Origin of the sequence: Streptomyces sp. NPDC056480 (assembly GCF_042795405.1) — a bacterium.
Classification (GTDB): domain Bacteria; phylum Actinomycetota; class Actinomycetes; order Streptomycetales; family Streptomycetaceae; genus Streptomyces.
Map to the genome: position 1 here is coordinate 22,520 of NZ_JBHTSA010000029.1, position 18,922 is coordinate 41,441.

Sequence of the window (18,922 nt, forward strand, 5' to 3'; positions counted from 1 at the left end):
TTCACGGAGCCTAGCCCCCGGAGGCGGTCAGGGGGGTGGTGGGACCGCTGGGGGCAGCGATCCTCCAGCTGCCGTCGTTCACCGCGTACACCGTCAGCCTGCGGTCGACCGTGTCGCCTTCCCTGTCGAAGGCCACACGGCCGGTGACCCCGTCGAAGGCCACACCGGCGACTGCCGGCGAGAGCTTCGCCCTGGCGTCGTCCGGGAGCCTGCCGCCGTTGTCCGTCACGAGGGTCTTCACCGCTTCGATGAGGGCCCAGGTCGCGTCATAGGCGTAGGGGCCGTACCAGCCCGGCGGCTCGGGGTAGTTCGCCTTCCGGTACCGGGCGAGGAACTCCCGGCCTGCCGCCGACCCATCGGCGGGCACGCCGATCTGGGTCGCGAGATCGCCCTCGGCCTGCGGGTTCTCCGTGAGGTACTGCTGGTCGAAGATGCCGTCGCCGCCCATCAGGGGGACGTTCACCCCCGCCTGCTTGAGCTGCTGGGACAGCGGCGCAGCGGTGTCGTAGTAGCCGCCGAAGTAGACGGCGTCGGCGCCTGAGGCCCGCACTCTGACGGCGAGTCCCGCGAAGGCGCGTTCCGCGGGGTCGACCTGCTCGGTGCCGACGACGGTGCCGCCGAGTCGGGTGAACTCGGCGGTGAGACCGGCGGTGAGTGCGGTGCCGTGTGCGCTCGTGTCGTCGACGACGTACAGCTTGGTCTTCTTCGCCTCATGCAGGTACCGGGCGGCGAACGGCCCCTGGTCGACGTCCGTCGCGATGGTGCGGAAGTAGGTGGAGTGGGGTCGGGATCTGGTGCCCGCTGCCCAGTCGGGGCCCAGGGTCAGGGCCGGGTCGGTGTTGGCCGGTGACACGTTGACCACGTCCGCCCGCGCGAGTGGGGGCACCAGTGCTCGGGCGACAGCGGAGTTGAGAGGGCCGACGACGCCCAGAACCTTCTCGTCGGCCACGAACCGGGTGCCGTTCGCCGCGCCCTTGGCGGGGGCGGCCGCGTCGTCCAGCGCCTCGATCTCGAATGTCACGCCGGGGACGTGGCGGGACTCGTTGGCGGTCCTGGCCGCCAGGTCGGCGGAGTTCTTGATGCCGACGCCCATCGGGGACAGTCCGCCGCTCAGCGGTGCGTCCACGCCGATCACCACCGTGACGGAGGGGTTGCCCGCCCCGCTGCCTGCCGCCCCACCGCGGGCGGCGTCGTCGTCGCGGGTGAGGGCCCAGGTCAGGAGGGAACCGGAGGCCAGCACCGCAAGCGCCGTGCCCAGGACCGCGGAGCGCCGGGTGAGACCACGCCGCGGAGGCGACATCGGCCCTCGGTGCTCGGAGTCGCCCGCCGCGTCGAGCGTGACCTGGCTCTCCCCCTGGGGTACGGGCACGGGCACGCGCGGAGTGGTCGGGCGGTCCGGCACGGGGCCGCGCGGCGTGCCGGCGGCGGAACCGGAGTCGAGGACCGTGGGGGTCGGTGGTGGCGGAGTCGGAGAGGGCGCCTGCTGCGGCATCGGCGGGACGGAGGCGTTCTCCGCCACCGCGTCCGATACGGGTACGGGTACGGGTGCGGGCGCGGGCGCAGGTTCCGGTGCAGGCGCAGGGGTCACCCGCGGATCGGGCGTGGGGACGGGGGTGTCGGCGGGAGTGGGCGTGGGTTCGGACTCGGGGCCCTGTTCGCGCACGGGTCCGTGCTCGGCGGACACGTCGGGACCTGCCGTGGACCGCAGCACGGAGGCGAGCATCTCGGCTGCTTCCGAGGCACCCACGCGCCGAGCCGGGTCCTTGGTAAGGAGCGCGTCCAGGACGGGGGTCAGCGGGCCGGCATGGACCGGCGACCGGTGCGGGCTGGTGAACACCGCCACGGCCAGGGCATGGAGCCCTTCCGCCTCGAACGGCGGGCGTCCCTCGACGGCGTGGTACAGGGTCGCGCCGAGCGCCCACAGATCGTTGGCCGGAGTCGGGCGCTTGCCGTCCAGCTGCTCCGGCGGCATGTACTGCGGGGTGCCGATCACGATTCCGCTGTGACTCAGTTTGGTCGTGGCGTCCGCGAGGTGGGCGATGCCGAAGTCGGTCAGGACGACACGGTCCTTGGTCAGGAGCACGTTGTCCGGCTTGATGTCGCGATGGACGATGCGCGCCCGGTGCGCCTCGGCCAGCGCGTCGAGCATGGCGGCGCCGATCTCGGCCACCCGCCGTACGGGCAGTCTGCCGTGGCTTCGGATGGCGGCGGCCAGGGACTGCCCACGGATCAGCTCCATGATGATGACGGGGGCTCCGTGATGCTCCACGACGTCATGGACGGTGATGACGCCGGGGTGGCTGAGAGTGACCGCTGCGCGGGCCTCGCCGGTGAACCGCCGGAGCAGCACGGCCCGGTCGTCGTCGTCCATGCCCGGCGGGAACAGGATCTCCTTGACGGCGACCTCGCGCCCGAAGAGCTGCTGGTCGAGGCCGCGCCACACCCGGCCCATGCCGCCCTGGCCGATGCGTTCGACCAGCTGGTAGCGGCCGGCGATGAGTTCGGGATTCTGCTCGGTCACGCGCACACTCTAGGACTTACTGGTCCGATCAGGTGATGGAACCACGGCTGGAACACGCCTTCGGTGACGGCGCGATCGGATGGCGCCTTCAGCCTGTGGAGGTGTCGGCCAGGCGACGAGGGGCGCACGCGATCCGTCGACGGCGGCCGTCAGGCCCGTACGGGGAGTGATGCCGGCCCGCGGACGAGTCGGGTGCGACGCCATTCCAGTCGGTCTTCCGGGACGGCGAGACGGACGCCGGAGCATCGGGTCAGGAGCGCCCGCAGGGCGATCTCCGCCTCTGCCCTCGCCAGGGGCGCGCCGACACAGCGGTGAATGCCGTGGCCGAAGGCGAGGTGGGCAGCCGCGTTCCGGTCCAGGTCGAGCCGGTCCGGCGCCGGGAACCGCGCCGGGTCCCGGTTGGCCGCGCCCAGTGCGACCAGGACCGGGACTCCGGCCGGGATCTCCGTACCGCCGAGCTCGACGGCTTCCGTGGTGAACCGGAAGGTGGCCGTGCTCACCGCCGAGTCGAAACGGAGCAGTTCGTCCAGCGCGGCGGGGACGTCGTCGGGCTTGGCGCGAAGGCGGTCCAGAGCGGCCGGGTGCCGGAGCAGTGCCAGAAGAGCGTTTCCGAGGGCGTTGGTGGTGGTCTCGTGGCCGGCCACGAGGAGGAGCACGGCCAGCGAGACCAGCTCCGTCTCGCTCAGGTGATCGTCTCCGTCGCGAGCGGCGATGAGCCGGTCGAGGAGAGAACTGCCGGGTTCCCGGCGCTTGGCGGCGACGAGGTCCGTCATGTAGTCGGCCATCGCGTGCGAGGCGGCGTCGATGACATCGGACTCCCCTGCCGCGAAGAGCTGCGCCGACCAGCGCTGCACGTCGGGCCGGTCCGCCTGCGGGACTCCGAGCAGCTCGCAGATCACGATGACGGGCAGCGGCACCGCGAGGCCGGCCACGAAGTCGAACGGCCCGTCGGCGGGCCACTGATCCAGCAGCTCGTCGGTGACGCGGGCGATGAACGGGCGCAGCCGGGCGACAGCCCCGGTGGTGAACGCCCTGGTCACCAGTCCGCGCAGCCGGGTGTGCTGGGGCGGGTCGCTGGCCAGCATCGTGTGGGCGACCGCGGGGTGCAGACGGCGCCGCGATCCCTTGTCCGCGAAGAACGCGGCCGTGTCCTTCGAGAGGCGCGCGTCGCCGAGGGCCGCTCTGGCTTCCGCGTAGCCCGTGACGAGGTAGGCGGGGCGCCCGCCGGAGCCGGGGACGGGTCGCACCGGGGATATGGAGCGCATGGCCGCGTAGGCCGGGTAGGGGTCCTGGAGGAAGCGGGGTTCCTGAGTCGGGTCGGTCATGTCCCCAGGCTCCAACGGGCTCCGACCGGCCGCGGACTGCGACACGCCCGTCCCGGCCCGCGATCGGGCCGTGGTCGGGCCGTGGTCGGGCCGTGGTCGGGCCGTGGTCGGGCCGTGGTCGGCTCCTTCGGCACCGGTGCGCAGGTGCGCAGGTGTCGGCCCCCTGCCCGAAGCCGCTATCGAGGCGAGGTGTCTGCTCTCCCTGATCGTCGCCTGAACCGCGGACACGGCCATCGCCTCCCGGCTGCGGGTCAGTCGGCGCACGGTGCAGCGCCGGATCAAGACCCTTCAAGACCCTGATGCGGCGTGCCGGGGCCCTGACCGGGACACCGTGGGTGGCGCAGGCGACGCAGTGGCGGTGGCCGGCGAACGGCTGACGAGGCGCCCGTTGAGGACGACCTCCAGCCAGGTGTAGCAGTCACCGATCCACAGACCGACCTCCGCCCCGCACCCCTCGCAGGCCAGGTTCGGCCCCTCCAGTCCGGTCGGCCCGCAGCAGCCGCCCCAGCGACTGAGGATCTTCGTGGTGCCGACGACGTCGCCCGGACTCAGCAGCGGGTCCACCCCTGGCCCGTGTCCCGCCCGGGACTTCCCGAAGCCCTTGGGCGGCGGCCCCCAGGTGGTACGTCCCGGCTCCGGGTCGTAGGCGAAGGTACCGGGGGCCATTCTGGGCGGGCAGGGATCCACGGGAGAACTGAGCGGTGTCCAGGCCTCACCCTCCGCAGGAGGGTGCACCTCGCGCACCGGAGCGGACAACCGGGCCCGGCACACGGCACACGAGAAGACCTCGGCAGCGGCGATCCGCACACCAACCCCCTCCCCTTGTGGTGCCGACGAAGGTACCCCACGTCGCTGTCGCCCGGAGTACCCCCCTCCCGCACATACTTACCGGCCGGTAAGGTATGCGCACTGCCCTCTCTCCCCACCGCCGCTCCGCCCCGCTTCCGGAGGAATCCGATGTCCCGGTCCACACGCTCCGCCCTCCTGCTCGCCGGCCTGCTCGCCTCCGCGGGCGTCGCCCATTTCGTCTCCCCCAAGCAGTTCGACGCCACCGTGCCGGAGTCCCTTCCGGGCAGCCCCCGGACCTGGACCAAGGCCAGCGGGGTCGCGGAACTCGCCCTCGCCGCCGGCCTCGCCCTTCCGGCGACCCGCAAGGCCAGCGCCCGCGCCACGGCCCTGTTCTTCGCCGGAGTCTTCCCGGCCAACGTCAAGATGGCCTACGACTGGCGAACCCGCTCGCCGAAGGCTCAGGCGATCGCCTACGGTCGGCTCCCCCTCCAGATCCCCCTGATCCTGTGGGCACGCAGCGTCGGCCGCGCCGACTCCTGACACCGATGGACCGAGGCGCGGCGCGCGCCCCGCGCCCCGCGCCGCGCGCCACGGGCTGGGGCCCCTCCGGCCTCCGCCCCGGAGCCCTGCGGCCATCGGGCCGTCGTTCAGTAACCGGTCTCCGCAGTACGGAGCTTGAGCCCAGGCGGTCACCGCCACGACAGCATCCCCGGCCTCTCACCACTCCCGCGTGGCGATCAGTTCCTCCACGTCCGCGTCCGCGAACCCGTAGGCCGACGCGACACGCCAGAAGTCCTCGGCGATGACCTCCCGCGCGACCGTCTCGATCTCACTGCCCGCGGCCTCGAACTCCGCCTCCAGGAGGTTGAACTCGTCCGTCGCGGCGTGAGTCAGTCCGTACAGGGCCGCCAGGTCGGCCGGCCGCTCGGCTTCGATCCGTTCGCACAGCCGCAGCAGGACCGCCTTGCCCTTGTCGACGACGTGGTCGGGGAAGTACGCGTCCGCGTACAGCTGCCGGAGAAACGCGTGCCCGGCGACCTGTCGGTTCGTGATCGGCATGGACGCCTCCGTCCTTGAAGTGGGGATGAGGAAGAACTGTCGTGCCCATCTTGAACGGGACCACTGACAACGCACCGCTTCGGGCATCCCGGCGAGCCCGCCTCCGCTCTTCTCGCCCCACGAGCCCTGCTGGCAGCCTCACTTGGGGTTCGGGTCCTGAGGGCGGCCATCGGCGTTTCGGCCACCACCGCGTCGACGCCGGGGCCAGGCCCGGCAAGGGTCGGTGTACCCGGAACGAACGAACTTTCGCCTGGAGCCGGGGTTCGCAGCACGTCCAAAAGTCATGTGTTCGAGAAGGCGGGGGTCGTCGTTGAGCCTGGCAACCCCTCACCGCACCCCTTCCCGGAGGCTGACATGTACCCCCTGCCGTATCGGCGTACCGCCGGCACCTCCTTCGCCGCACGACCGGACACGAGGTGGTGGGGATGACCGACAGCGACGTCACCGCCCCGTCCTCGGTGGACGGGCCTTCGCCCTCCGAGAAGTTGCTCTTCGGCGGCGAGCTCACCTACGACTACGGCTGGGGCAGCCACGACGGGGCCTGGCTGAAGCTGGGGCTGCGGCAGATGGGCGGCGCCCTGCCACGACAGGTCGCGGTCGCGATCCGGCTGGCGCGCGAGGCCGACCAGCGGGCGTTCGCCACGGTCGCCGTCTGCGAGATCGCCCGCGGGATCGCGCAGGCCGTCTCCCTGATCGCGGTCAACTCCCTCCTCGTCGAACTGCTCGCGTCCGGCGACATCACCGGAAGGCTCCGCGCCGCGCTGCCGTCGCTCGCCCTGGTCGCCGTGCTTGCGGTGATCGGCTCGGCGTGCAAGTCGGCCTCGGCCGCCGCCACCGGGATCCTGGAGCCGAAGGCCCAACGGGTGGCGACAGAGCGCTATCTCGGGCTCGTGGCCAAGGTGGAACTGGAGGCGATCGAGGACGACGCCTTCCACAAACTGATGGACTCCGCCCAGTGGGGCGCCGACGCGGCCCGGCGGATGGTCGGCTACTGCACCGCCGTGGTCACCTCCGCGATCTCCCTGATCGCCGCCGCCGGCGTCCTCGCGGTGCTGCACTGGACACTCCTGCCGCTGCTGGCGTTCATGGCGCTCCCCAGCGCGTGGGGCTCGCTCACCATGGCCAGGCATCGGTACGTCAGCTGGCACCGCTTCGTCCAGCACGTCCGGGCCGCCAAGCTGATCAGTCAGCTCCTGATCAACCCGCAGGCGGCGGCCGAGATCCGTGTCCACGACGTCGCTCCGTTCCTCCTCACGCACTTCCGGGAGATGGCGCAGACGAGCGAGCGCGAGCAGACCCGGCTCGCCTGGACCGGCGCGCGCACCCATGTGCTCGCGGACTCGGCCCGCGGACTCGCGACCGTCGCCACGTACGGAGTCCTCGGTCTACTGCTGTGGAACGGACGCATGGACCTCGCGGTGGCCGGCACGGCGGTCCTGGCGATCCGCACCGGTTCGGCCAGCATCACCGACCTCGTCCTCCGCGTCACGGACGTGCAGGAGGAGGCTCTGTTCGTCGCCGATCTGGAGACCCTGTGCACGGAGGCCGTCCGGCGCGCCATCCCCACCGGCGGGCGCGACCTCCCCGATGAGGTGGACGAGGTTCGCTTCGAGCAGGTCACCTTCACCTACCCCGGCAAGGACAGGCCGTCCCTGTTCGAGGTCGACCTGGTCATCCCCCGCGGCAGGACGGTCGCCCTCGTCGGGAGCAACGGCGCCGGGAAATCGACCCTGATCAGCCTGCTCAGCGGTGCCCGGCTCCCCGACAGCGGAAGAGTCCTGTGGGGCGGGGTGAGCACGGCGGAGGCCGACCGGGCGCAGGTCTTCGCGCGCGTGGCGATGGTCGCGCAGGACTTCTTCCGGTGGCCGTTCACAGCCCGCGTCAACATCGGCATCGGGCGCACGTCCGGCCCGATGGACGACGCGGCCGTCGGACCGGCCGCCGCGTACTCGGGGGCCGACAAGGTCATCACGGGCCTCCCGCGCCGCTGGGACTCCCTCCTCACCCGCGGCTACAAGGGCGGGCAGGAGATCTCCGGCGGTCAGTGGCAGAAGGTCGGCCTCGCCCGAGCCCGGCACCGCGACGGCGCCGTGCTGATCGTCGACGAGCCCACCAGCGCCCTGGACGCGGCCGCAGAGCAGCGGGTCTTCGACCAGATCCACCAGCTGGCCGACAAGGGGCAGACCACCGTGCTCATCACCCACCGCCTGGCCAGCGCCCGCCACGCCGACGTGATCTACGTACTCGACGAGGGAAGGGTCGCCGAACAGGGCACCTTCGCCGAGCTCATGAACCCGACGACCGGCACCGGGGCGTTCAGAGAGGCGTACGAACTGCAGGCCCGCCAGTTCGTACAGCCGGCCGTTCCGGCCCAGCCCGTACCGGCCGCGGAGGCACCGAGCGCTCCGGGCACCGGCGGGGGCGGCGGGGAGGCCGCGTCATGACGCGCGTCACCGTGACAGCGAAGGCCCGCCCGACCGGATGTCGCGTGAGCGACTCACCCGGGGCTCGCGCTCGCGGCACGAAGAACGGCAGGCCGCCCCTCCCGCCCGCTTACGCCCCCTTCTCCATGAGGTTCTGACATGCCGCCGTCCCTCTCCCACGTTCGTGATCTGATCACCACCCATCTCACCGAGCACCCCGCTGAACACCGGTCTTTGTCCGGGCTGTTGGACATCCTGGACGCCGGCGGAGATCCCACCAGCCGCTCCGCGCTGCCCGGGCACCTCACCTGCAGTGCGGTCGTCGTCGACGGCGCCCGGCGCGTCCTGCACGTACGGCACAACGCCTCCGGGCTCCTCCTCCCGCCGGGCGGCCACATCGAGGCCTCCGACACGTCGCTGCTCGCGGCCGCACTGCGGGAACTGGAGGAGGAGACAGGGCTCTCCGCCTCCGCACTCACGCTGACACCCGAGTTCCGCGACCACCCCGTCGACATCGCCGGGCACGACGTCGACGCCCGTCCTTCCAAGGCCGAACCCGCCCACCGTCACTACGACGTGCGCTTCGTCTTCCGCCTGGTGGGCGACGCACCCGCGCTCGAACTCGCTCTGCAGGCCGAGGAGGTCACGGAAGCCGTCTGGCTGTCGTTCGGTGAGGTCGGCTCACCCGCACTGCGCGCCAGGCTGACGGCCTCGGCGCTGGGCGGCCCGATCGTGCCGCAGGACGCCGGCGCGATGATCCACGACGGCCGGGGCCGATACCTGCTGCACCTGCGCGACGCCGACAAGCCCGAGATCTGGCAGCCGGGAGCCTGGTCCCTGCTCGGGGGCGGTAGGGAGCCGCAGGACAACACCCTGCTGGACACCGTCCGCCGCGAACTCCGGGAGGAGGCAGGCCTGGAGGTCGCCGACCTGCGGCCGTACGCCGTCGAGCACGCCATCGGAACGAAGGGCACGACCGTGCCGATCCAGGTCTTCACCGGCCGCTGGAGCGGCGACCCGTCCGCCCTGCGGCTGACCGAAGGGGTGATGCTCGCCTGGATGGCCCCGGGGAAGCTCCCGCGCCTGACGATGGCGGCCTCGACCAGGGAACTCGTCGAACGGCACGCGACCGAGCACGCCGTACCCACGGCCGGCCCCACGGCGAGCGCCGGGGCGCGCGAGCGGGCGACGGTGCCGTCCGGCTCCGTCCCGCACGTCGTCGGCGTTCACCTCTACCTGGAACGCGCCGGACGGATCCTGCTGGGCCGTCGCCACCCGGACTCGGCGTACGCGGGCGGATCGTGGCATGCGCTCGCCGGTCATTGCGAGGCGGAGTCGGCGACCGCGTGCCTGGTCCGGGAGGCGTACGAGGAGGCCGGCCTCGTGATCGACCGCGAAGACCTCCAACTCGTCCACACCGTGCACGTGGTCGACCGGCCCTGGTCCGAGGGGGAGGGAGCCGGGGAGCAGCCCGGGGCGCGGCCCCCGAGGATCCAGCTGTTCTTCCGGGCCCGCCGCTGGGAGGGCACCCCAGAGCTGCGGGAGCCGGACAAGTGTCTGGAGTGGCAGTGGTGGAATCCCAGGGACCTGCCCGAGCCGATCGTCCCCTACACCCGCGCGGCGATCGAGGGGATCCAGGACGGCCTGCCCTATACGGAACGGGGGTGGGCGCGTTGACCGACTTCGCCGCCGTGGGCGCCGCGTACTCGGCCCACTCCCTCAGCGCCCGGGGCCGTCTGCGTCACGACCTCGTCGCGCGCCGGCTCCTCGCCGAACTGCCCACGGGGTCCGCACGGGTCCTGGACGTCGGCTGCGGGAACGGCGAGATGACCCTTCGGCTCGCGGCGGCCGGTCACCATGTGACGGCCGCCGACCCGTCCGCGGAGATGCTCGGGACTTCGGCCCGCCGTGTGGGCGCGCGGCCCGACCTCGCCCCGCGGATCCGCCTCCTCGAAGCAGGCCTCGACAGCCTTCCCTTCGGGGGAGAGCGCTTCGACGCCGTGTGCTGTCACGGGGTGCTCATGTACCTGGACGACCCGGCCGACGCGATCGGTCGCCTCGCGGGGCTGGTGGCCCGTGGCGGGGTGCTGAGCATCCTCACGAAGAACCGGGCCGCGATCGGCTTCCGTGAGGCCCTGCGCGGCGAGTACGGGGTGGCGCGCGGCCTCATCGAGCACGGCGCCGCGACGAGCATGGGGAATCTGGGCCTGCAGACGCGTGGGGATGCGGCCGGGACGCTCGACGGGCTGGCGGCCGAGCACGGGCTCGTTCCGCTCCCGTGGCAGGGGGTGCGGATCTTCCACGACCATCGGGTGGACTGGGCCCCGGGCGCCGGGGAGTACGCGCAGGCGCTGCAGACGGAGTGGGCCGCCTCGACGCGGGACCCCTACCGGCAGCTCGGCCGCCTCGTGCACACGCTGGCCCGACGCGAGACGGAACGGAGGAGCCCATGACGGGAACGGGATGACGGGAACGGGAACGGGAACGGGCTCGAGAAGGGAGAGGGAGCGTCCGCGTGCCCCGCCTCGCCCCCTTCCCGGCGCGTGGTTCAGGCCACCCAGGCCGCGGTGGCCGTCTGGATCCGCGAGCCGTCCAGGTCCGCCAGCTTCGCGCCGACGAAGGCGCGGGCCGCGTCCGAGGTCTGGATCCGGAAGGCCGGTCGATCGGTGGTGAGCGCCTCGGTGATCGCCTCCCCCACCGCCTCCGACGTCTGGGCGGCGGCGAAGGCGCCGCGGGTGCGGTCGAGGTAGTGCGCCAGGGCCGGTCCGTAGACGCCGGCCTCGGCTGCCGCGTTCTCCTCGACGCCCACGTTCGCGACGAACTCGCTGGCCACGGCGCCGGGCTCGATCACCGCGACCGTGACACCGACCGTGGCGGCGACCGGGGCCAGGCTCTCCATGAAGCCCTCGGCCGCGAACTTGGCAGCGCAGTACGCCTCGTTGAACGGCTGGCCGATCACGCCGCCGACGCTGGTGACGGTGAGCAGCCGCCCTCCGGTGGCGCGCAGGTGCGGCATGACGGCCTTGGTGACGGTGACCACGCCGAAGAAGTTGACCTCCATCACCTGGCGGACCTCGTCCACCGACTCGTTCTCGATGGTGCCGACGTGGCCCGCGCCCGCGTTGTTGACCACGGCGTCCAGCCGGCCGTGGTCGGCGATCACGCCGGCGACGCACTCCTCGACCGAGGCGGCGTCCGTGACGTCCAGGCGGCGGATGTCCAGTGCGACCCCGGCCGCCTCGGCCGCCGTGCGCAACGCGCCGGCTCGGGCCGGGTCGCGCAGCGTGGCGACCGTGGTGAAGCCCGCGCGGGCTGCGGAGACGGCAGCGGCGAGGCCGATTCCGGAGGAGGTGCCGGTGATCAGGACGACCTTGTCGGACATGGAGAACCCTCTCTGCGGTGATGCCGAGTCGCTCCGGGCGAGGCTCGGCGTCACTCGTTTCGACAACTACTTATGAACCATAATCACTATGCTTCATAACTATGGGCCTGAATATTTGCCACTGTCAAGCACCTGGCTACAGTGGACGCCATGACCTATCCCGCAGACGAGCTCGACGCGCGGGTGGTCGGCCTGTTCGCCGTCGTCAACCGCAGGTACGCGCGCGAGGCCGAGGCCGCCGCCACCGCGCAGGACCTGACCCCGCTCCAGGCCAAAGCGCTGCTGTACAGCTCCGAGCCGGTACCGATGCGGGCACTCGCCGAGCGGCTGCGGGCCGAGCCGTCCAACCTCACGGCACTGGTCGACCGGCTGGAGGAACGCGGATTGGTCGAACGGCGGTCGGGGGCCGCGGACCGCCGGGTCAAGCTGGTCGCCGCCACCGAAGAGGGCCATCGGACGATCGCCGAGCTGCGCACGGCCATGCCGTTCGCCACCGACCCGCTCGGAGCGCTCGACCGGGAGCAGCGCGAGACGCTCGGCCGGCTCCTGGCGCTGATCGCCGACGAACCGTGGCCGACCGGCGCCACCCCGTAGGCCCACGGGCCCGCGTGAGCTCCCACCCGCCTGGCAGACACGCGACCTAGGCCGAGGCCCGGTCGGGTAAGTATGATCAAGCGATGTCCGACATGACAGAGACCACGCCCGGCTGGCTGAGCACGGACGAGCTGAACGCGGCTCGGGCCCAGATGCCGATCCTGTACGTCGAGGCCGTACCCGTGCGCGTGGACGACAGCGGCGAAGTCACCAGCATCGGTCTGCTCCTGCGGATCGGCGCGGACGGAACCATCAGCCGCACCCTGGTCTCCGGCCGGGTCATGCACCACGAACGCGTCCGCGACGCACTCCTACGCCACCTGGAGAAAGACCTCGGCCCCGTGGCCCTGCCACGCGTCCCTCCCGCACCGCAGCCCTTCACCGTCGCCGAGTACTTCCCCACGGCCGGCATCACGCCGTACCACGACCCCCGCCAGCACGCGGTCTCGCTGGCGTACATCGTGCCGGTGAGCGGCGACTGCCGCCCACGGCAGGACGCCCTGGACCTCGTCTGGTTCAGCCCGCAGGAGGCGGCCTCCCCCGCCGTACAGAACGAGATGCCGGACGGCCGCGGGACGCTGCTGAAGCAGGCCCTCGCGCACGTGGGACACGCGTACTGAGCGTCGGGTCGACCACGACCGACAGCCACGCTGCCGCTGCCGCTGCCGCCGCCCGGGAAAGGGGCGGCGGCAGCGCGGTCACGGCCTCGGCGAAGTCGTGCTTCCCGGCCACGGCAGGACCCCCACCGGCGAACCAACCGGCCCCCTCAGGGAGCGCTCGGCCCCCGGCGCCCGCCCACCTCGAAGCCACGTTCGATTGTCAGTGGTGGGTGAGACGGTAGGTGCATCGAGTCGGAACAAGGGGGAGCTGTCATGACCCGAAGCCAGAACTACATCAACCACGTTGCTCTTGTCCTGGACGCCAGTTCGTCCATGTCGCACCTGAGCCGCAAGGTCATCGAGGTCGCCGACCAGCAGATCGCGTACCTCGCCCGCCGATCCGAGGACCTGGACCAGGAGACCCGCGTCACGGTGTACGTCTTCGCCGACAAGGTGGAGTGCGTCATCTACGACAAGGACGTGCTGCGCATGCCGTCGCTGAAGCAGCTGTACCGGGTGGGCGGCATGACGGCCCTGCTGGCGGCCGCGCTGAAGTCGCAGCGGGAGCTCGCGCAGACGGCGCAGCTGTACGACGACCACAGCTTCCTGACGTTCGTGCTCACCGACGGCCAGGAGAACGCCAGCCACCGCTGCCCGGACGCTCCGACCAAGGATCCGCGTGAACTGGTGAAGGCCGTGGCGGAGATGATCCGCACGCAGGAGGACAACTGGACGCTCGCCGTCCTCGTCCCGGACCAGATGGGCAAGCACGAGGCCATGCAGGGCGGCTTCCCGAAGGACAACATCGCCATCTGGGACGCCACGAGCACACAGGGCCTGGAGGAGGCCGGTCAGGTCATCCAGGAGGCCACCGAGAAGTTCATGGTGGGGCGAAGCAAGGGCATCCGGGGATCGCGGGCCGTGTTCTCCGTGGGGGCCGAGGCCGTGAACAAGGACACCGTCGAGGCGGCGGGTCTGGCCCCCGTGGACCCGTCGCAGTACGACCTGATCGCGGTGGCCCGCGATGCGGCGATCCGGGACTGGGTCGTCGAAAGCGGTCACACGTACCGGACCGGTGGGGCGTTCTACCAGCTGAGCAAGTCGGAGAAGATCCAGGCGCGGAAGCAGATCGCGATACTGGAGAAGAAGACGGACCGGGTGTACACGGGGCCCGAGGCCCGATCGCTGCTGGGCCTGCCGGACGTCGAGGTGCGCGTCAAGCCCGACCACAACGACGACTTCACGATCTTCGTGCAGAGCACCAGCGTGAACCGGAAGCTCGTACCCAACACCCGACTGCTGCTGATGCGCTGACGCCTTGTCCGGGGACCCGGCAAGGGTCCCCGGACGGCCACCTCACGCGGCGGGTCGGAGCGCGTGGAACAGCAGCTCCACCTGCCGGGCCACCTGTTCCGGGGCGAACCTCTGCGGGTCGGTGAGCGCGGTGCGGCCGAACTGTTCGGCGCAGGCGACGAAGGCATGGGCGAGGATCTGGGGGTCGAGCTCGGATCGGCCCCGATCGGCGAGGACCGCGGTGATCCAGTCGGCGACGAGGCGCCGGAACCGTTCCCGGTCCGCCTCGACGCGGTCGCGGACGACCGCGGGCATGTCCCCCGGCGTCAGCAGGATCAGCCGCCAGGTGTCGGGGGCGGCTCGGAGCATCGCGGACATCCGGCGCACGGTCTCGGCGGCGAACGCGGCCGGTTCCCGTGAGTCCGCCCCTTCGGGAACGGTCTCGAGCAGCTGCCGGAAGGCGCGGCCCTGCTCCCGGTCGAGCAGGGCGCCCAGGAGGTCTCCCAGGTTCTCGAAGACGCCGTAGACCACCGACCGGGCGACGTCGGCCCGCTTCGCGATCGCGTCGATGGAGACCCCCGCGTATCCGTCACTGACGATCACGGCCAGCGCCGCGTCGAGCAGTTGCTCGCGGCGCTCCGCGAGCGGGACGCGCGGGGCGTAGGGGCGCCGCTTGCGCGGCGTGGCTTCCGAAGCGGTGGAGGCAGACACCTTGGCAGCTTACGACATCCGTGTCTTAATTTACGACAGCAGTGTCGTAATGGCGTGAGCGGGCGCGAGGCGAGGAGCGGGACGATGGCGTTGCTGAAGCGGAGCGAGGTCGAACCCCACGAGGACTACGGCTTCTTCGGCCCCGGGTCGGTGGTGTGGAAGGTCTGGAGCTATCCGACGTCGCTGACCGTCGGCTTCCAGCGCTCCGTGGTGGTCGAGGAGCTCGACCCGCCCCTGGTGGCCGCCGTGCACGGCACTCAGGGCATCTACCGACGTCCGCGCACGCGCTACGACCGCACCCTGCGGTACTTCGCGATGGTGGCCTTCGCCGGCTCGCGCGAGGTGTGCAAGGCGGCGGACGTCCTGGTCAAGGTCCACTCCAAGGCCGTCGGACGACTGCCGTACAGCGAGGGGACCTACGACGCCAACGACCCCGCCTCCCAGCTGTGGATCCAGCTCACCGGCTGGCATTCCATCCTCTACGCGTACGAGAAGTACGGTCCGGGCAGGCTGACCGCCGAGGAGGAGCGGGAGTACTGGCAGGCGTGCGCCACCGCCGCTGAACTGCAGACCTGCTCCCCCGACGACGTCCCGCGCACCCGTGAGGGCGTGCGGGCCTACTTCGAGCGGATGCGCCCGCAGCTGTCCGCCAGCCCGATCGCCCGCCAGGCCATGAACCATCTGCTCCGCGCCGATCTCGTGCTGCCTCCCACGCCCCTCTGGGCGAGGCCGGCCAGTCTGGTCGTGGCGCAGGCTCTACGGATCGCCACCGTCGCCACCATGCCGCGCTGGATGCGCGAGTTGGCCGGAATCCGGCAGTCGCGCGCGCTCGACGTGCTCATCGTGCCCGTCATGAAGGCCTCGTTCGCGCTCGCGCACCTCAGCCCGAGAATCGAGCTGCTCCTGCTGGGGCGGCAGTCCCCGTCCACGGTCGCGGTGGTCGCCCCGATGAAGCTCGGGATTCCGCCCCTCCGCGAGGAGGTCCTGACCCCCGCCGAGGCCCGCGCCCGCCACGGCTTCGTCAAGCCCGCCGAGGCGCATCTCGATCTGCGGGCCCGACAGATCGCACGGGTACTGGACGACGGGCGGGCGCCGAGCGAGGAGGGGCTCATCGAGTCGCAGGACACCTTGGGGCCGCTCGCCTGAGGCCGCGAGCGGACCGAGGCGGGTCGCCCTCAGGCCACTCGTCAGCGAAGCGTGTGCTTCGTCGTGTCACGCCTTGCGGGCGAGCAGCTGGACCTCCTGGAACTGCCGTCGGTCCGTGGGCAGCGGCTCGACTGTCATGCGGCCCACCTCGGTCAATCCGTGATCGCGCAGGAGCGCGGCAAGGCGGTCGGGATCCCAGCGGTAGGCCGTCGCCACGACGTGGTCGTAGCTCTGCGTCTCCAGGTGCGGGCCGTCCGTGGCGGGGAAGTCGATCAGGAGGTGCCCGCCGGACTCCAGGACCCGGGCGATCTCGGCCACGATGGCAGGGACGTGCTGCGGCGGGGTGTGGATGACGGACCACCGCGAGAGCACGCCGCTCAGAGCGCCGTCCTCGATGTCCAGCCCGGCCATCGATCCGACCTCGAACCGCAGCCCGGGGTGGGATTCGTGAGCGAGCGCGACCATCACCGGCGAGGCGTCGATCCCGAACGCCTCCAGGCCCAGTCCGTGCAGGTGTGCGGTCACGTAGCCCGGCCCGCAGCCGAGGTCCGCGACCTCGCCGCGGCCGTCACCGGCCGACCGGACCAGTTCCGCGAAGGCGCCCAGCATCGCGCGCTCCAAGGGGCGGTCCCGCAGGGAGTCCTGGAACTGCTGCGCGTACACGGTGGCGATGGCGTCGTAGGCGTCGCGAGTCGCGCCCAGAGTGTCGAGTTCGGTCATCCCGAGACCGTAGCCGGAGACGGGGGCGTGCGCCGACTGCCGGCCGCCCGCCGTCGGCTCGTCGCGACCGTGGTCGACTCCGCGTCGGCCTCGTGGTGCCTGGCGCTGCCCCGTCGTGCCTCCTCAGCACTCTCGGGGCTCCGCCGTGTTGCGCGGGTCGTCCGCGAGAACGTGCGCCGCGAATCGCCGAACCTGCTCCTCCACCGGCTCATCGCGGGTGACGCACAGCTCGTAGCCGTACGAGGTGCCTCGCCCGCCCGATTCATGGACGTGATGGAACACGACGTCGACGCCCTCGGGGCTCGTCAGCTCCTCGGGAACGTCTGGCTCCGCTCGGCGGGGCCAGACGCCGGTGAGGAAGCAGCCCCACTGTTCGAACCAGCCGCTGTCGGTGAGGGTCTGTTCGAGGAGTCGGGCCGCGGTGTCCAGGGGCCCTTCCCAGCTGCGGTCGGTCGCGGCCCGCACGAGTTCCGCCTCGTACCGGGCCGCGTCGAAGCACATGACCGGGGGGACGGGGTGGGTGTTGTCGCTCGTGTTCTCCCAGGAGTCCCAGATCACCACATCGCCTTCGCGGCGCATCGTGACGTACAGCGCCCCGCAGCACCCGGCGGTGCAGTCCGGTTCGGTGATCATGACCCTGCGGGGTTCGTCGGAGACCGCGAGGGGCCAGCTCTCGGCCGGACCTCTCCAGTGCCGGCAGCTGGGCGCCAGTCCGGCCGGGTGCACCTCCCCGAGGATGTCCGCTCCGTCGACGAGCGGCCGCACCTCGGCCCAGGGGTCCGCAGCCCAGTTGCCCGGAATCCTGTGCTGCAACGTCAGGGTGCTGAGCGGCGGCTGATCGGTCATGGGCTCATGATCCGTCGGTGCCGCTCAGCGACCAACCTGTTTTCCCGGTCGTCAGATCCGGGTCGAGAGCGGCACCGTGATCTGCTTCAGCCAGGCGCCGGCCGCGAAGTCGCGGGCCTTCACCACCACGCGGTCACGGAACACCTCGACCTGGAGGCCCTGGTTGAACGTGCCGGGGACCGTGACCTCTCCGCCCTTGCCGTCGTCGGTATAGCCCGTCTGCACCGCGCCCGTGTTGATCACGGAGAAGCCGTCGAGATTGGCCGTGCCGGGGACGACCCTGCGGACGTACCAGTCCGACAGCGCGAGGTCCCAGTGCGTGTGTCCACAGAAGAGGAAGACGTCCTTGTGACGGCCGAGGATGCCGAGGAGACGGTCCGCCTGGAGGTAGTCGCGCGAGTAGAGGCGGTTGTGGCTGCCTGAGACCGTGTTGGGGAGCGGGTGATGGGTGATGACCATGACCGGCTTGCGGCGGCGCGCCCAGTGAGCGAGGCGCTCCTCCAGCCAGGTGAGCTGCGCCTCGCTCAGCCAGACCTCGTCCCACAGCTTCGGGTCGTGGTAGTGCATGTACTTCTCGGTGCCGAGGCTCAGCACCGGAATGCCGCCGAACGAGTGCTCCGCGTACACCGTGTTGCGGCCTGCGAAGGCGTAGAAGCTCCGGAACAGCGAGTCCTCGGTGGTGCCGTTGGGCCAGGTGTCCTGCGCAAGGGTCGACGGATCGCGCCACTTGGGGACGTAGAACTCGTGGTTGCCGATGGCCCAGGCGACCGTACGCGCGTGGGTGTGGCGCGAGACCTCGGAGCTGACCGCCGCGTACTCGGCGTCGTACCCGCGCGGGGTGATGTCGCCGGCCACGGCGAGGCCCGAACTCGCTCGGTTCGTCCGGTTCATGTCCTCCAGGGCGACACCGAGGTCCCTGAGGTCACCCTGGATGTCGCTGATGACGTTGAAGGTGGCGACCGGGCGACCGGGGCCCGCGTGCGCCGGACCGGACTGCGCCGCCGGACCGGCATGCGTCGGGCGTGCCGCGCTCGCCGGTATCTGGGCGGCGGCGACCGCGCCCATCGCCCCTGTCGCGACGGTGAGCAAAGACCTGCGATCCACGGAGAGTTCCTCTCGGACGCGCGGTGCCCACCGGTGCGAGCACGCCTTCCGACGCGCGCCCGTCCGCCCGTACTTCGCGTCCTCGCTCCCCGGGCACCGCTCTTCGAACCAGACCCGTTATGAATACGCAATCTTGTCGGCCCGTTGACCGGCCTCCGGATGTCTGCCGTGTGAATGGATTCCTACGGGACGGGAGTTCTCCGGGTCGGAGGTTCCCCGGGACGGGGGTTCTACGGGCCGGGGGTTACCGAGACGGGGGTTCTCCGGGCCGGACGATCCCCGCCCCCGGGGCGAGAACGCGCCTCCTGACGCCCGGTTCACGCCACCAGGCAACCCACACGCCCCCGTTGCCATCCTCCGAAGGCGAGAGAGGGGGCGGGGAGGTCGCACGCATGCGGGCACGTCCGCAG

The 18,922-nt window shown here is 71.5% G+C and carries 16 protein-coding genes; 8 read left to right on the forward strand and 8 right to left on the reverse strand.

From position 1 onward, the window contains the following. Positions 1–10: 10 nt before the first annotated feature. Both ACFQ79_RS15640 and ACFQ79_RS15645 read right to left on the reverse strand, forming a co-directional pair. Positions 11–2,521, reverse strand: coding sequence for an ABC transporter substrate-binding protein (locus ACFQ79_RS15640; protein ID WP_383583381.1), 2,511 nt, complete (start codon positions 2,519–2,521; stop codon positions 11–13). A gap of 149 nt (positions 2,522–2,670) precedes the next feature. After that, a complete protein-coding gene (locus ACFQ79_RS15645) occupies positions 2,671–3,846 on the reverse strand; it encodes a cytochrome P450 (RefSeq protein ID WP_383583384.1) in 1,176 nt (391 codons plus the stop codon). Positions 3,847–4,803: 957 nt separating this feature from the next. Here ACFQ79_RS15645 and ACFQ79_RS15650 point away from each other — a divergent pair. After that, entirely contained in the window at positions 4,804–5,175 is a 372-nt protein-coding gene (locus ACFQ79_RS15650; protein ID WP_383583386.1) for a DoxX family protein, read from the forward strand. A gap of 177 nt (positions 5,176–5,352) precedes the next feature. Here the strand turns inward: ACFQ79_RS15650 and ACFQ79_RS15655 are convergent, their stop codons facing one another. Next, positions 5,353–5,694, reverse strand: a complete 342-nt coding sequence (locus ACFQ79_RS15655) for a DUF5713 family protein (RefSeq protein WP_383583388.1) — start codon at positions 5,692–5,694, stop codon at positions 5,353–5,355. 425 nt (positions 5,695–6,119) lie between these two features. On the opposite strand from ACFQ79_RS15655, the gene ACFQ79_RS15660 reads away from it, so the two are divergent. From ACFQ79_RS15660 to ACFQ79_RS15670, 3 genes are all read left to right on the forward strand, one after another. Beyond that, positions 6,120–8,138, forward strand: a complete 2,019-nt coding sequence (locus ACFQ79_RS15660) for an ABC transporter ATP-binding protein (RefSeq protein WP_383583390.1) — start codon at positions 6,120–6,122, stop codon at positions 8,136–8,138. A 138-nt stretch (positions 8,139–8,276) separates the two neighbouring features. After that, positions 8,277–9,794, forward strand: a complete 1,518-nt coding sequence (locus ACFQ79_RS15665; protein WP_383583392.1) for an NUDIX domain-containing protein — start codon at positions 8,277–8,279, stop codon at positions 9,792–9,794. Further along, positions 9,782–10,570: a class I SAM-dependent methyltransferase gene (locus ACFQ79_RS15670; protein WP_383583394.1), complete on the forward strand. Its 789-nt coding sequence runs from the start codon at positions 9,782–9,784 to the stop codon at positions 10,568–10,570. Before ACFQ79_RS15665 ends, ACFQ79_RS15670 begins: the two co-directional genes overlap by 13 nt. A gap of 95 nt (positions 10,571–10,665) precedes the next feature. Here ACFQ79_RS15670 and ACFQ79_RS15675 read toward each other — a convergent pair whose 3' ends face one another. Further along, complete coding sequence (locus ACFQ79_RS15675; RefSeq protein WP_383583396.1) at positions 10,666–11,499, reverse strand: SDR family NAD(P)-dependent oxidoreductase; 834 nt, start codon at positions 11,497–11,499, stop codon at positions 10,666–10,668. Between the two features lie 150 nt (positions 11,500–11,649). On the opposite strand from ACFQ79_RS15675, the gene ACFQ79_RS15680 reads away from it, so the two are divergent. From ACFQ79_RS15680 to ACFQ79_RS15690, 3 genes are all read left to right on the forward strand, one after another. Beyond that, positions 11,650–12,093, forward strand: a complete 444-nt coding sequence (locus ACFQ79_RS15680; protein WP_383583398.1) for a MarR family winged helix-turn-helix transcriptional regulator — start codon at positions 11,650–11,652, stop codon at positions 12,091–12,093. Between the two features lie 83 nt (positions 12,094–12,176). After that, positions 12,177–12,713, forward strand: coding sequence for an NUDIX hydrolase family protein (locus tag ACFQ79_RS15685; RefSeq protein WP_383583400.1), 537 nt, complete (start codon positions 12,177–12,179; stop codon positions 12,711–12,713). Positions 12,714–12,965: 252 nt separating this feature from the next. Beyond that, complete coding sequence (locus ACFQ79_RS15690) at positions 12,966–14,006, forward strand: vWA domain-containing protein (protein ID WP_383583402.1); 1,041 nt, start codon at positions 12,966–12,968, stop codon at positions 14,004–14,006. A 42-nt stretch (positions 14,007–14,048) separates the two neighbouring features. On the opposite strand, the gene ACFQ79_RS15695 is transcribed toward ACFQ79_RS15690, so the two are convergent. Beyond that, positions 14,049–14,696, reverse strand: a complete 648-nt coding sequence (locus ACFQ79_RS15695; protein WP_383583404.1) for a TetR/AcrR family transcriptional regulator — start codon at positions 14,694–14,696, stop codon at positions 14,049–14,051. Positions 14,697–14,780: 84 nt separating this feature from the next. Here ACFQ79_RS15695 and ACFQ79_RS15700 point away from each other — a divergent pair, with 84 nt between their 5' ends. Further along, complete coding sequence (locus tag ACFQ79_RS15700) at positions 14,781–15,842, forward strand: oxygenase MpaB family protein (RefSeq protein ID WP_383583406.1); 1,062 nt, start codon at positions 14,781–14,783, stop codon at positions 15,840–15,842. A 66-nt stretch (positions 15,843–15,908) separates the two neighbouring features. On the opposite strand, the gene ACFQ79_RS15705 is transcribed toward ACFQ79_RS15700, so the two are convergent. The 3 genes from ACFQ79_RS15705 to ACFQ79_RS15715 all read right to left on the reverse strand — a co-directional run bounded on the left by ACFQ79_RS15705 (position 15,909) and on the right by ACFQ79_RS15715 (position 18,512). Further along, a complete protein-coding gene (locus ACFQ79_RS15705; RefSeq protein ID WP_383583408.1) occupies positions 15,909–16,562 on the reverse strand; it encodes a class I SAM-dependent DNA methyltransferase in 654 nt (217 codons plus the stop codon). A gap of 123 nt (positions 16,563–16,685) precedes the next feature. After that, positions 16,686–17,408, reverse strand: a complete 723-nt coding sequence (locus tag ACFQ79_RS15710) for a hypothetical protein (protein WP_383583410.1) — start codon at positions 17,406–17,408, stop codon at positions 16,686–16,688. Positions 17,409–17,459: 51 nt separating this feature from the next. Further along, positions 17,460–18,512 carry a metallophosphoesterase family protein gene (locus ACFQ79_RS15715; protein WP_383583412.1) on the reverse strand — a complete coding sequence of 351 codons (1,053 nt, stop codon included), beginning with the start codon at positions 18,510–18,512 and terminating at the stop codon, positions 17,460–17,462. Positions 18,513–18,922: the final 410 nt, after the last annotated feature.

Excerpts from the sequence above, each read along its gene's own strand:
- ACFQ79_RS15645 (WP_383583384.1), bottom strand. The coding sequence starts at position 3,846 with ATGACCGACCCGACTCAGGAACCCCGCTTCCTCCAGGACCCCTACCCG.
- ACFQ79_RS15680 (WP_383583398.1), top strand. The coding sequence starts at position 11,650 with ATGACCTATCCCGCAGACGAGCTCGACGCGCGGGTGGTCGGCCTGTTC.
- ACFQ79_RS15700 (WP_383583406.1), top strand. The coding sequence starts at position 14,781 with ATGGCGTTGCTGAAGCGGAGCGAGGTCGAACCCCACGAGGACTACGGC.
- ACFQ79_RS15705 (WP_383583408.1), bottom strand. The coding sequence starts at position 16,562 with ATGACCGAACTCGACACTCTGGGCGCGACTCGCGACGCCTACGACGCC.
- ACFQ79_RS15655 (WP_383583388.1), bottom strand. The coding sequence starts at position 5,694 with ATGCCGATCACGAACCGACAGGTCGCCGGGCACGCGTTTCTCCGGCAG.
- ACFQ79_RS15650 (WP_383583386.1), top strand. The coding sequence starts at position 4,804 with ATGTCCCGGTCCACACGCTCCGCCCTCCTGCTCGCCGGCCTGCTCGCC.
- ACFQ79_RS15690 (WP_383583402.1), top strand. The coding sequence starts at position 12,966 with ATGACCCGAAGCCAGAACTACATCAACCACGTTGCTCTTGTCCTGGAC.
- ACFQ79_RS15710 (WP_383583410.1), bottom strand. The coding sequence starts at position 17,408 with ATGACCGATCAGCCGCCGCTCAGCACCCTGACGTTGCAGCACAGGATT.
- ACFQ79_RS15675 (WP_383583396.1), bottom strand. The coding sequence starts at position 11,499 with ATGTCCGACAAGGTCGTCCTGATCACCGGCACCTCCTCCGGAATCGGC.
- ACFQ79_RS15685 (WP_383583400.1), top strand. The coding sequence starts at position 12,177 with ATGTCCGACATGACAGAGACCACGCCCGGCTGGCTGAGCACGGACGAG.
- ACFQ79_RS15660 (WP_383583390.1), top strand. The coding sequence starts at position 6,120 with ATGACCGACAGCGACGTCACCGCCCCGTCCTCGGTGGACGGGCCTTCG.
- ACFQ79_RS15665 (WP_383583392.1), top strand. The coding sequence starts at position 8,277 with ATGCCGCCGTCCCTCTCCCACGTTCGTGATCTGATCACCACCCATCTC.